General features: G+C 71.3%; 9 protein-coding genes. 7 read left to right on the top strand and 2 right to left on the bottom strand.

The window, feature by feature from the left end; translation table 11 throughout:
- Positions 1-119 precede the first annotated feature (119 nt).
- The 4 genes from OG844_RS40495 (at position 120) to OG844_RS40480 (ending at position 7,377) form a co-directional block, all read left to right on the top strand.
- Positions 120-1,715, top strand: coding sequence for an alkaline phosphatase D family protein (locus OG844_RS40495; RefSeq protein ID WP_406388387.1), 1,596 nt, complete (start codon positions 120-122; stop codon positions 1,713-1,715).
- Between the two features lie 73 nt (positions 1,716-1,788).
- Complete coding sequence (locus tag OG844_RS40490) at positions 1,789-3,180, top strand: SWIM zinc finger family protein (RefSeq protein WP_406388388.1); 1,392 nt, start codon at positions 1,789-1,791, stop codon at positions 3,178-3,180.
- Positions 3,177-5,933, top strand: coding sequence for a DUF6493 family protein (locus OG844_RS40485; protein WP_406388389.1), 2,757 nt, complete (start codon positions 3,177-3,179; stop codon positions 5,931-5,933). Before OG844_RS40490 ends, OG844_RS40485 begins: the two co-directional genes overlap by 4 nt.
- A gap of 40 nt (positions 5,934-5,973) precedes the next feature.
- The gene (locus tag OG844_RS40480; RefSeq protein ID WP_406396007.1) at positions 5,974-7,377 is read left to right on the top strand and encodes a GNAT family N-acetyltransferase; all 1,404 of its coding nucleotides are present in this window, start codon (positions 5,974-5,976) and stop codon (positions 7,375-7,377) included.
- Here OG844_RS40480 and OG844_RS40475 read toward each other — a convergent pair.
- A complete protein-coding gene (locus OG844_RS40475) occupies positions 7,295-8,527 on the bottom strand; it encodes a trans-sulfuration enzyme family protein (protein ID WP_406388390.1) in 1,233 nt (410 codons plus the stop codon). The two genes, OG844_RS40480 and OG844_RS40475, sit on opposite strands and share 83 nt — an antisense overlap.
- Before the next feature lie 59 nt (positions 8,528-8,586).
- Between OG844_RS40475 and OG844_RS40470 the strand changes: the two genes are divergently transcribed.
- From OG844_RS40470 to OG844_RS40460, 3 genes are all read left to right on the top strand, one after another.
- Entirely contained in the window at positions 8,587-9,099 is a 513-nt protein-coding gene (locus tag OG844_RS40470) for an Lrp/AsnC family transcriptional regulator (protein WP_406388391.1), read from the top strand.
- Positions 9,100-9,167: 68 nt separating this feature from the next.
- Positions 9,168-10,853: a DUF885 domain-containing protein gene (locus OG844_RS40465; protein ID WP_406388393.1), complete on the top strand. Its 1,686-nt coding sequence runs from the start codon at positions 9,168-9,170 to the stop codon at positions 10,851-10,853.
- 166 nt (positions 10,854-11,019) lie between these two features.
- Entirely contained in the window at positions 11,020-11,913 is an 894-nt protein-coding gene (locus OG844_RS40460) for an ATP-grasp domain-containing protein (RefSeq protein ID WP_406396009.1), read from the top strand.
- Between the two features lie 47 nt (positions 11,914-11,960).
- On the opposite strand, the gene OG844_RS40455 is transcribed toward OG844_RS40460, so the two are convergent.
- Positions 11,961-12,446: a rhodanese-like domain-containing protein gene (locus tag OG844_RS40455; RefSeq protein WP_406388394.1), complete on the bottom strand. Its 486-nt coding sequence runs from the start codon at positions 12,444-12,446 to the stop codon at positions 11,961-11,963.
- Positions 12,447-12,455: the final 9 nt, after the last annotated feature.

The raw sequence follows: 12,455 nt of genomic DNA, 5'->3' as shown, positions 1-12,455 counted from the left end.
TGTTCATCTGGGGTTGGCGTTCCGGCCGCCGCCAGGCACTAGGCATGAGTCGGCAACCAGCCATGCGCGCACAGCCGTTCCGGCAGGCCGTCCGCCCCGTCGCCCCTGGAGGCATCCCGATGTCGAACCGTCCTCGCATATCGGCCCCGGGCCGTCGCACCGTGCTGCGCGGCTCGCTGCTCGCCTCGGCCGCGGCCGCAGTGCCCACCACCCTGGCAGCCGCTCCGGCCTTCGCGCTCTCCGGCAGGCCGAGCGCGGCATGGGGTGTGCAGGTGGGCGATGTGACGGCGTCGTCGGCGCTGGTATGGGTGCGTTCGGACCGTCCGGCCCGGATGCTGGTCGAGACGTCGGCCACCGAGTCATTCCGCAAGGCACGCAGATGGCACGGTCCGCTGATGGGGGCGCGCACGGACTTCACGGGCACGACCCCCCTGTACGGTCTGCCCGCCGGCGAGCAGGTGCACTACCGGGTGACGCTCGCGGACCCGCACGACCCGCGCCGCACGGGCAAGCCGGTGTACGGAACCTTCCGCACCGCCCCCGCCAGGCGCCGTGAGGGGGTGCGCTTCCTGTGGTCCGGCGACATCGCGGGCCAGGGCTGGGGCATCAATCCGGACATCGGCGGCTACGTGGTGTACGACGAAATGCGGCGCCTCGACCCGGACTTCTTCCTGTGCAGCGGCGACAACATCTACGCGGACGGGGTGCTCGAACCGAGCGTGGCACTGCCCGACGGCCGGACCTGGCGCAACATCACGACCCAGGAGAAGTCCAAGGTCGCCGAGACCCTCGACGAGTACCGCGGCAACTTCCGGTACAACCTGCTGGACGACAACCTGCGCACGTTCAACGCACAGGTTCCCTCCGTCATCCAGTGGGACGACCACGAGGTCCGGAACAACTGGTATCCCGGTCAGATCCTCGACGACGTGCGCTACACCGAGAAGAACGTCGATCTCCTGGCGGCCCGGTCGATGCGGGCGTTCCGCGAGTACTTCCCGGCGTCGGCCCTGCACGGCCCCTCCGCGCACGGTGCGTCCCGGGAAGGGCGCATGCACCGCGTCGTGCGGCACGGTCCGCTGCTCGATGTGTTCGTCCTGGACATGCGGTCCTTCCGTAACGCCAACTCCCCCGGGCGGCAGCCCGACGACACCACCGGCATCCTCGGCTCCGAGCAGCTGAGCTGGCTCAAGCGCGAGCTCTCGCAGTCGCGCGCGGTGTGGAAGGTGATCGCCGCGGACATGCCGCTGGGCCTGGTCGTCCCCGACGGGGCCACCGACTTCGAGGCGGTCGCCCAGGGGGATCCCGGCGCACCGCTGGGACGTGAGCTGCAGATCGCCGAACTGCTGCGGTACATCAAGCACCGGCGGATCACGGGCACCCTCTGGCTGACCGCCGATGTGCACTACACCAGCGCCCAGCACTACTCACCCGAGCGTGCGGCATTCAAGGACTTCGCGCCTTTCTGGGAGTTCGTCTCGGGTCCGCTGGCCGCAGGCGGCTTCCCCGCCAACGCGCTCGACGGCACGTTCGGTCCCGAGCGGGTCTTCGTCCGGGCTCCGGACCGGGCGAACGTGTCGCCCATGGAGTCCCCGCAGTACTTCGGAGAGGTCGATATCGACGGTGGGAGCGGGGAACTGACGGTGCGGCTGCGGGCGCAGGGTGGCACGGTTCTGTTCACCAAGGTGCTGCAGCCCGGGCGTACGGGGCAGTGAGCGGGCGTCGTCGGGAACCGGTCCCGGGCTCGCGTCCGGGGCCGTTGTCAGTGGTGGGTCCTACGGTTTTCCCATGACCCGAACCGTTCAGGCCCTGGCCTACTCACGCCCGTCCGTCCTGGAGTCCTCGCAGGCCGGGCGGTTGCTCGGACTGGAGACCGCCGGCGGTCTCACGCCGCGCGGCGCCGAGGCGCACCCCCGGTTCTTCTCCGGGTTCCTCACTTCGCCGAGGATCGCCGCGCGGGGGCTCCTGGCCGTCGCCGATGTGGCGTCCGCCCGCTACTACCAGCGGACGCTGCCGTCGTCCCTCGACCCGGTGGTCACGGGCAACGGCGACCGGCTGCGCTTCGAGTCGTTCTCCGGCTGCTGCGGGGTGTACGCGCGTCTTGATGTGCTGCAGGAAGGCCTCGACGGGGCGGAGACGGGGCACGGGACGACGAATGTGGACGTCAACCACCCCTTGCGTGAGGCGCTGTCGCGGATAACCGCGGACGATCCGCTGCACCTGCGGGTCGGGCCCGACGAGATGGCGGTCACCACCATCGACGGGCCGGTGGTGGAGAAGAAGGTGCCGCTGCCGGGACGCTGGCTGCGCGGTTTCGCCGAGGCCCAGGTGGTGTCCGCCGGATTCGATCTGCGGGCCGAGCTCCCGGCGGCGGAGGCTGTCCGGTTCCTCCGTTCGCTGCCGCGCTCCTCGGGGAACGCCTCGCGGGGAGCCCGGTGGGTCGTGCCCGCCGGGAAGACCCTGCGACCGACGACCCGCCCCGTCGCGGGCGCGGTCTGCCTGCCGGGTCCGGAGCGACTGGTGGCGCTGCAGCGGGTGTTGCGGCATGCGACGGCTCTGCGGATCTACGGTCCGGTGGCCGACGGTACGGCGACGGCGAGTGCCTGGGAGGTGGTGTTGCCGGGAATGCGGCTGACACTGACCCTGTCGCCGGACGCGTCACGCGGATTCTCCGGTGAGGGAGGAGTGCTGGAGGCGCTGGCAACGGACGATGCCGCGGCGGACGCCGAACTGGTGTCCGTGCTGCTGGCCTGGGAGCCCAGGATCGACCCTGCCGATCTGGCCGAGCAGTCGGGGCTGACGGTGGAACGGATCCGGGCGGCGCTCACCCGGTTGGGCACGGCCGGGCGCGTGGGGTACGACCTCGCGAACGCCGCCTACTTCCACCGGGAGCTTCCCTACGACGCACGCCGGGCCGAGCGGCACAATCCACGTCTGGTCGCGGCACGGCAGCTGGCCGGTTCGGGAGCGGTCGTCGTCGACGGTGAGCTGGCGGCCGTCTCCTCCGGTGAACGCCGCTACCAGGTGCGGGAGAGGGACGGAGTGCTGAGCTGTACCTGCCAGTGGTGGGCGGACTACCGAGGACGCCGCGGCCCCTGCAAACACGCCTTGGCGGTCCGTATGGTCCGCCGCGGTGCCGCGGTCGCCGGCGGTGCCGCGGTCGCCGGCGGTGTGCGATGAAGGAGCTCCTCACCGCCGTACGGGAAGGCCGCACACAGGATGTGCCCGCACTGGTGGCCGGACTCGACCGCGAGGGACGCAGGGCGGCCCTCGCCGAGTTGAAGTCCCTGCGCAAGGAGGCCCGGGGCTGGGACTGGCGGCAGCGGGCAGCCGTCCAGAACACCCTGCTGGTCGCGGGCGCGGGGTGTCACACCGGCGCAGCCGCCTGCGCGGCCTGGATCGGCGGCAGGGATCTGCGCGACTGGTCGAGCACTCCCTACCCCTTGGTCCTGAAGGTCCTCGCGGACCGTGATCCGGACTGGCTCGCCGATCTCGCCCATCGGCTGGCGGCACGTCCGTCGATGGCCTCGACGGACGCCGACTACCGGTTCGTCGCCGAACTGGTGCGCATCGCGCAGTGCCCGATGCCGGTCACCGACACCATCGTGGAGGCCTGGCTGTCGTACGTCGGCTCCAGCAGGTGGCACGACAACAAGCGGACCCCCCTGATCGAGGTCCTGCGCGCCGACCCGCACCTCACGGCCATGGTGCCGAGGCTGTTCGAGGGCTCCGAGCCGCCGTCCGCTCTGTACTGGTACGACGATCCCGACTCCGGTGATCATTGGCCGGCAGCCCTGGCGACGCTGGCCGCCGAAGGGATGCTGGACCGTGCCGTGCTGGTCGACGGGGCCGTGAAACGGCTGCTGCGCGGGGGGAAGCCGGGGAGTCTGAGGTTCTACCTCGCCGTGGTGCGTGCACTCGGCCTGACCGAGGAGGAGGAGAATGCGCGTGTCCCGGACTGGTCGGGGATGGCCGGGGACGGCATCGCGATCGTCGCGGGCCATGCGCAGGAGGTGCTGTCCCGACTGGACGCCCGCGGGGAACTGACCACGCGTGTGCTCGCAGAAGTCTCGGGCCCGGTGCTGTTCCGCACGGAGAAGAAGCTGGTGCGGACCCAGTTGACACTGATCGGCAAGGTGCTGCGCCGGGACGCGTCCACCGCCGATGAACTGCTTCCGGTCGTCGCCGAGGCTTTCGGGCACGAGGACATGGACATCCAGGAGCGGGCCCTCAAGCTGACGGCACGTCATCTCCGTTCGGCCGGTGACACCGCCCGTGAGGATCTCGCCGTTGCCGCGGCGCAGCTGGGACCGATGCACCGGGCCGCCGCCCGTGAGGTGTTCGGGGACCTGCTGGACGAGGGGACCGCCGAGGAGGCTTACGAGGAGACTCTGCCTCCGGCACCCGCCGCGCGCCTCGTCGGACCCGCCCCGGAGACGGTGGCCGAGCTCGTCGAAGAGGTCGCCGCCCTGATCAACTCCGGTTCTCGGGAGGTCAGTTCGTTCGAGCGAGCCCTCGACGGGCTGATCCGTCACGCCCGGACCGACCGTACGGCGCTGACGGAGGCACTGCGCGAGGCGATGGCCGGACAATGGTGGCTCGATGACCTTCGGCAGGAGCAGGTGGACCGGTGGTTCTCCAGGAATCCAGGCGGTCTCGATCTTGTCGCGGCAGCGCTGCTCGGCCGGATCTCGTTCCGGTCCCTCCACGACGGACGCAACCGTTGGACGGCAGCCGGCACCTGCCCGCACGCCGCGCTGGACAGGGTGATGCACGCGAGGCTCTGGGAGGCGGCCGACTTCGCGACGACGGGGCGGGTGCCTTTCCTGCTGGCCACGCCGACCTGGCACACCGGTTCGCTGGACCCCGACGAGCTCGTGGAGCGGCTGCGTGCCTACCGTCGGCTCGGCGTCCCGCCGGGGCCCGCCGACTTCGCGCAGGCGCTGCTTCGCGTGCGAAGGACCGGCAGCCTGCGGGCAGCGGCCGACGCCGCCCTGCTCGGCACGACGGAGGGCGACCGGCTCGCCTCGTGGTTGCGGACGGACACACCGGTCGCCCCCGTACTGCGGCACAGGTCCGACAGCGACCGTCCGACCTCCGGTACCTGGTGGCAGCGCTCCGCCACCGGGACCCGGCGGGTGCTGCTCGCCACGAAGGAACGCCTCGACATCCAGCAGGAGTTCCCACCCGCGTTCCACTGGCTGGGCCGTCCGCACCACCCCGATCAGAGTCCCTGCTACCACTGGGACGCCGCCCGCTCGGAGCACTGGCTCGCGGCCCTCCCGGAGGACGGCGAGGCCCTCGCGGCCTGGCTGATACCCACCCTCATGCACGGTGCGGACGACGGTCCGGACGGTGGGGCGTGGGTCCTGCCGGGACTCGCCGAGGCGGGTGGACCTGCCGCCGACGCCATTCATCTCGCCCTGGCGTACGGACTGGGGGCTCGCCGTCCGGAGGACCGCCTGTCCGCGGTGGACGCCCTCCTCGTCCTCGCCTCCCAGGGGCGCCTGGACGCGGGGCTGCTCGGGCGGGAGCTCGCCGTTCTCGTCGACCACGATCTCGTGAAGCCGAACCGGCTCGCGGACTCGGCCCGTACGGCCGCCGCCACCGGCGCGTACCGGACGGTCCTTTCGGTGCTGACGGCAGCGCTGCCGAGCCTGCTGGCCTACGAGAAGGCGCCCCACGGGCTGGGCGACGTCCTGGCCGTGGCTGCCGCGTGCGCGGAACGCTGCGGACCGGTGACCTCGGAACCGATCGCCGGCCTCGCCGCGACGGCCGGCCGACGGGGCTCCTCGCAGCTGGTGCGGCAGGCCGCCCGGCTGCTGGCGGCGTCCGGATCCGGGTATGACGGGGGTGCCGTCGAGGGGGACAGCCAAAAGGTGTTGATAGGAGCCAGATCCACACGTAACCCATCAGTCACAATGCGTTCGTGATCAGGCAACACCGTTCGGTCACAGTGAAGACATGACTGATGTGACATCCGCAAAGAGTGCCCGCCGCCCCCACCACTGGCGGCGGGACCTGATCGAGCTGGCCGCCCTCTTCACGGCGGTTGCGGTGGCCGACGCGATCGCCAATCTGATCGGGCACACCCCGGACGGCCCGTACCTGCTGGTCGCCTCGGCCGTGGCCCTCGCGGCCACGGCCGCGTTCCACACATGGTGGGCACGACGCCACAGCCACGCCCCGCCGCCGCAGCCGGACAGCGATACGGACACCGGCGGCGCAGGCAGCGCGCTCACGTCCTCCGGCGTGGAGGCGGACGTGGAGACCGTGCTGTGGCGGATGCGGACGACGGTGCGGGACACCCCCGGCACCCTCGCCGCGCTCTGCATCGCTCTCGCCCGGCACCGGATCGACATTCTCACGCTGCAGACGCACCCGCTGGCCGAGGGCACCGTCGACGAGTTCCTGCTGAGGGCTCCCGCGGCGCTGCCGGCTCAGCAGCTCACCCGGGAGATCTCCGCCGCGGGTGGTTCCGCCACCTGGATCGAGCGCGCCGACGCGCACGATCTGGTGGATGCGCCCACCAGGGTCCTCGGCCTCGCGACCCGCACCGCTCTGGACGCGGCGGAACTCCCTCTCGCGCTGCGCCAGCTGCTCGGCCGTTGCACCATCCACTCGCTGCCGGCCCTGTCGATCACCGGACGGCCCACCGGGGAGAGTGCTCCCGTGGAGGGAGTGCTGGAGGAGACCGTGATGAGGCTTCGCGATCCCTCCGGCGGCGTCATCACCGTCGAGCGGCCCTATCTTCCGTTCACCCCGACCGAATTCGCCCGGGCCCGCGCCCTGGTGGAGCTCGATGCCCGTCTCGGGCCCCGCGTACCGCGCAGCGAGGACGTCCTCACCCTTCCCGAGGGCAACGAGATCACGGTGCGGCGCGCGGACCGCGGCGATCTCGCTGCCGCCCGCGCCATGCACGACCGCTGCTCCGACAACACCCTCGGTCTGCGCTACCACGGCCCGGTGCGTGATGCCGACCGCTATCTGGACCACCTGCTGAGCCCGCGTTTCGGCCGCACGCTCGCCGTTCAGACGGCTTCCGGCCGGCTGGTCGCGCTCGGCCACCTGCTCTGGGACGGCGACGAGACCGAGGTCGCTCTGATGGTCGAGGACGACTGGCAGCGCAGGGGCATCGGTTCCGAACTCCTGGGCCGGCTGGTGGCCATGGCCGTCGAGGCGGGCTGCGAGAGCGTGTACGCCGTCACCCAGGCGCACAACACGGGCATGGTCGCTGCCATGCGTGCGCTCTCGCTGCCCCTCGACTACCAGATCGAAGAGGGAACCCTCGTCATCACAGCCCGGCTGGATGCGACACCAGGTCTGCCGGCCGCCCCGCACGGGCAGTCCGAGCAGACACCGCAGGCCCGTCGCTGAGCGCCTGACACAGATCGGCCCAGAGGTCCTCGACGTCCTCCAGGCCGACGGACATCCGCAGCAGCCGGTCGCCGACGCCCGCGGCCTGCCGGTCTCCCTCATCCACAATGCGGTGGCTGATGGAGGCCGGATGCTGGATCAGGGTGTCGACGCTGCCGAGACTCACGGCGGGCGTGATGAGCCCGACTCCCGCGATCACGCGGTGCGGATCCCCGTACACCTCGAACGAGACCATCGCCCCGCCCAGCTTCGGGTAGTGGACCCGCGCGATGCGGGGGTCGGCGGAGAGCCGTCGGGTGAGTTCGGCGGCGCTCGCCGACGCGGCCCTGACCCGCACCGACAGGGTGGAGAGGCCGCGCAGCAGCAGATAGCCGGCCAGCGGATGCAGCACACCACCGGTGGCGAACCGCACCTGCCGGAGCTTCGCCGCGAACTCCTCGTCGCACGCCACGACCCCGCCCATGACGTCGCCGTGGCCACCGAGGTACTTGGTCGCGCTGTGCAGCACGACCCGGGCACCGTGCTCGACCGGACGCTGGAGTACGGGGGTCGCGAAGGTGTTGTCGACGAGCAGCGGCACCGAACCGCAGGAGTGCGCCACCGCCCGGATGTCGATCTCGGCCAGCGTGGGATTGGCCGGAGTCTCGACCATCACCAGCCCGGTGTCCGGGCGGATCGCGTCGGCGATGCCCGCCGGATCGGTCCAGGTCACCTCGGTCCCGAGCAGCCCGGCGCCGAGGAGGTGGTCACTGCATCCGTACAACGGCCGGACGGCGACGACATGGCGCAGCCCCATGCTCGCGCGGGCCAGCAGCACGGCGGTGAGCGCCGCCATTCCGCTGGCGAAGGCCACAGCGCTCTCGGTCCCCTCCAGACGGGCCAGTGCCGTCTCGAAGCGGGCGTTCGTCGGATTGTCCAGCCGGGCGTAGACGGGCGGCCCGTCCGGCTTGGCTCCGGTGGCGGCGAAGGCATCGATCCGCTCGGCCTCACCCCGTGAGTCGTACGAGGGGTAGGTGGTGGACAGATCGATGGGCGCGGCGTGCAGTCCCAGAGAGGCGAGATCGTCGCGTCCGGCGTGCACGGCTTCGGTGGCGAGCGCCCTGGACCGGAGGAGGGCCGGGGATGTCAGCGATGAGGCTTCGGTGTCCATGCCAGTACTCTGAACACTGAGCGGCCGATCGAGCGAAAATCCCGTGTTACGTTCGCCCAATGGCTGAATCTGTCGCTCTGGACCCGGTGGATCTACACATTCTGCGACTGCTGCAGAACGATGCACGGACGACGTACCGGGAGCTGGCCGCCGAAGTCGGGGTGGCGCCGTCCACCTGTCTGGACAGGGTGGCACGGCTGCGCCGCTCCGGTGTCATCCTCGGGCACCAGCTGCGGCTCGATCCGGCCCGGCTCGGCCGGGGCCTCGAGGCACTGCTCCTGGTGCAGGTCCGGCCGCACCGCAGGGAACTCATCGGACCGTTCGTCGAGCGGATCCGCGCACTGCCCGAGTCCCGCGCGCTCTTCCATCTCACCGGGCCCGACGACTATCTCGTCCATGTGGCCGTCGCCGGCACGGCGGACCTGCAGCGCCTGGTCCTGGACGAGTTCACCTCGCAGCGTGAGGTGGCGCGGGTGGAGACGCGGCTGATCTTCCAGCAATGGGAGTGCGGTCCGCTGCTGCCGCCCACCGCGGGCACGGACGAGGCGCACCCCGACTCCACAACGCCGTAAAGGACCTCCACCGGGACCTAGGTCCTATCCGGGTGACGCGGAGCCCTTCGGCGTACGAGGATGTCCACATGTCAGACACATCGAGCAGCACGCTGCCGCGCCAGGTCGCCGACGCCTACGTCGACGCGTTCATCGAACTCGACCCGATCACCGGTACCTACCTCGGTGTCGCGGAAAGCTCTCGTCGGCTGCCCGATTTCTCTCCGGCCGGCCAGGAAGCCGCTGCCGAGCTGATCCGCCGCACCCTGGCGGAGCTCGACGCCGCCGAGCGGGCGCCGGGCGCGGACACCGACGCCGAGCAGCGCTGCGCGCGACTTCTGCGCGAGCGGCTGACGGCCGAACTCGCCATCCACGAGACCGAGGAGGGCATGCGGGCCGTCTCCAACATCCACTCACCGGCGCACAGCCTGCGCGACGTCTTCACGGCGACGCCGACCGCAACGGACGAGGACTGGGCGGCGGTCGTGGACCGACTGCTCGCGGTCCCCGCGGCGTTGGACGGGTACCGGGCCTCGCTCGCGCTCGGTCTCGATCGCAAGCTGTACGCGGGCCCGCGCCCCACGGCCACGTTCATCGAGCAACTGGGTTCCTGGGCCGGGGAGGGCGGCACCGGGTTCTTCCAGGACTTCGTGGCCCCGGGACCGGAGTCGCTGCGCGCGGAGCTGGACGACGCCGCACGCCGGGCGACCGAGGGGCTCCTCGCGCTGCGCGGGTGGCTGAGGGAGGTCTACGCCCCCGCGATCGAGGGTGCCCCCGACACCGTCGGCCGTGAGCGCTACGCACGTTGGGCACGCCAGTACAACGGCACGGACCTCGATCTCGACGAGGCGTACGCGTACGGCTGGTCCGAATACCACCGGCTGCTGGCCGAGATGAGGACCGAGGCAGACAAGATCCTTCCGGGCGCCGGCCCCTGGGAGGCTCTCGCCCATCTCGATGTGCACGGCAAGCACATCGAGGGCGTGGACGAGGTCCGTGTGTGGCTGCAGGAGCTGATGGACGAAGCCATCGACGCGCTCGACGGAACCCACTTCGAACTCGCCGAGCGGGTACGGAAGGTGGAGTCCCGGATCGCCCCGGCGGGAGGAGCCGCCGCTCCGTACTACACCGGTCCTTCCGAGGACTTCTCCCGGCCCGGCCGCACGTGGCTGCCCACCATGGGCGAGACGCGTTTCCCCGTGTACGACCTGGTGTCCACCTGGTACCACGAGGGAGTGCCGGGCCACCATCTGCAGATCGCCCAGTGGACCCACGTCGCCGACAGCCTTTCCCGCTACCAGGCGTCGATCGGCCATGTCAGTGCCAACGCCGAGGGCTGGGCGCTGTATGCGGAGCGGCTGATGGACGAGCTGGGCTTCCTGCCCGACGCCGAGCGGCGGCTCGGCTATCTGGACGCGCAGATGATGCGTGCCTGCCGGGTGATCGTGGACATCGGCATGCACCTGGAGCTGGAGATCCCCGCGGACTCGCCGTTCCACCCGGGCGAGCGGTGGACGCCGGAGCTGGCCCAGGAGTTCTTCGGCAGCCACAGCGGCCGGCCTGCCGACTTCGTGGAGAGCGAGCTGACCCGCTATCTGTCGATGCCGGGGCAGGCCATCGGCTACAAGCTGGGCGAGCGCGCCTGGCTGCTGGGCCGGGAGAACGCACGCAAGGCGCACGGGGACGCGTTCGACCTCAAGGCCTGGCACATGGCGGCTCTCTCGCAGGGTTCGCTCGGCCTGGACGATCTGGTGGACGAGCTGTCCAGGATCTGACGCCGGATCGAACGTCGGGGATCTGATCCGCGAGCGGTTCCGCGTTCCGATCCGCGCGGCCGACGGGTCCGGTGGAACCATGGCCCTGTCCGCTCGCGACGCCTCCGCCGGCGCGCCCTTCCGTATCCGCCCGAGTCCCGAGCGAAAGCTCAAGAAACGGTTCCGCATGACGCCGACCGGTTTCCTGTTCTGCTCCGACCCCCTGCGCCCCGGACGCCCGGACCCTCAGTTCGCCCAGGAGGCTGCCGCCGCCCGCAGGGCGGGGGCGCAGATCGCCCTGGTCGACCACGACGCGCTGCTCGCCGGGGACCCGGAAGCGTCCGTCGGCCGGGTCCGGCGGGACTCGGGGGCGTACTGGTACCGAGGCTGGATGATTCCGCCGGTGCGGTACGAGGAGCTGGAGGGGGCGCTGGCAGGGCGCGGCTGCTCGCTCCTCACGGATGCCGCCGCATACCGCACGGCGCATGAACTGCCCGGCTGGTACGGGGTATTCGCCGGTCTCACACCGCACAGCGTCTGGTGCGCGCTGACCTCCGACGCCGCCGCAGGTACAGGCACGGAGTTCTGGGCACGCCTCGCCGGACCTCTCGGCTCCGGGGCGGGCGTCGTCAAGGACTTCGTGAAGTCCCGTAAGCACGAGTGGGACGAGGCCTGCTACGTACCGGCGCTGTCGGACGCTCCTCGGCTCGCCTCGGTCGTCGGGCGGTTCGTCGAGCTGCAGGGCGACTTCCTGGCCGGTGGTGTGGTGCTGCGGGCCTACGAGTCGTTCGTTCCGGGCGGCGAGGCCCGGGTGTGGTGGGTGGACGGTGAGGCCGTGCTGGTGACCGCCCACCCCGACACGCCCGCCCAGGTACCCACGCCCGGGCTCGATGCCGTCGGTGAGGCGGTGCGTGGCCTCGGCTGGCGTTGGGTGACGACGGACATGGCCCTGCGCGACGACGGGGTGTGGCGGGTGGTGGAGGTCGGCGACGGGCAGGTCAGCGGACTGCCTGCCGGCCACGACGGGGAGGGCGTGTTCGCTGCCCTGCTCGACACCGCGGGCACTTCCCAGGGGCGCTGACCGGCCGGTGACCGGCAGTCGCCGCAGTCGTCGGCACGACGCGGTGGTCAGCAACCGCAGTCGTCGGCACCCGCCGGCGCGGTGAGCGGGTCGGCGGGGCGCCGTTCCAGGCCCTGCCAGGTCTCGAACTCGAATCCCTCGCGCGCCCAGTACTCGAATCCGCCGAGCATCTCCTTGACCTGGTAACCGAGTTCGGCGAGGGCCAGGGCGGCGCGGGCGGCACCGTTGCAGCCGGGGCCCCAGCAGTAGGTGACCACCGGTACCGCCGGGTCGAGAAGTTCCTGTGCCTGCTCCGCCACGAGTGCGGTGGGCAGGTGTACCGCGCCGGGAATGTGTCCCTGGTCCCAGGACGCGGTGGACCGGGAGTCCAGCACGACGAAGCCCGGGTCGCCGCCCGCCGCCAGTGCCGCGGCCACGTCGGAGGCATCGGCGTGGAAGGCCAGCGAGGCACCGAAGTACGCGGCGGCGGCCGCAGGGGAGGCCGGGGCGACGCGCAGGACGGGGTTGTCTGTGGTGGTGAGCTGTGAGGTCATGCCCAGAAA

It is taken from the genome of Streptomyces sp. NBC_00887 (genome assembly GCF_045207585.1).
The sequence above is the reverse complement of the archived record's forward strand: the minus strand, read 5'-3'. Positions and strand labels throughout refer to the sequence as shown.

Excerpts from the sequence above, each read along its gene's own strand:
- OG844_RS40495 (WP_406388387.1), top strand. The coding sequence starts at position 120 with ATGTCGAACCGTCCTCGCATATCGGCCCCGGGCCGTCGCACCGTGCTG.
- OG844_RS40490 (WP_406388388.1), top strand. The coding sequence starts at position 1,789 with ATGACCCGAACCGTTCAGGCCCTGGCCTACTCACGCCCGTCCGTCCTG.
- OG844_RS40485 (WP_406388389.1), top strand. The coding sequence starts at position 3,177 with ATGAAGGAGCTCCTCACCGCCGTACGGGAAGGCCGCACACAGGATGTG.
- OG844_RS40475 (WP_406388390.1), bottom strand. The coding sequence starts at position 8,527 with ATGGACACCGAAGCCTCATCGCTGACATCCCCGGCCCTCCTCCGGTCC.
- OG844_RS40470 (WP_406388391.1), top strand. The coding sequence starts at position 8,587 with ATGGCTGAATCTGTCGCTCTGGACCCGGTGGATCTACACATTCTGCGA.
- OG844_RS40465 (WP_406388393.1), top strand. The coding sequence starts at position 9,168 with ATGTCAGACACATCGAGCAGCACGCTGCCGCGCCAGGTCGCCGACGCC.
- OG844_RS40460 (WP_406396009.1), top strand. The coding sequence starts at position 11,020 with ATGACGCCGACCGGTTTCCTGTTCTGCTCCGACCCCCTGCGCCCCGGA.
- OG844_RS40455 (WP_406388394.1), bottom strand. The coding sequence starts at position 12,446 with ATGACCTCACAGCTCACCACCACAGACAACCCCGTCCTGCGCGTCGCC.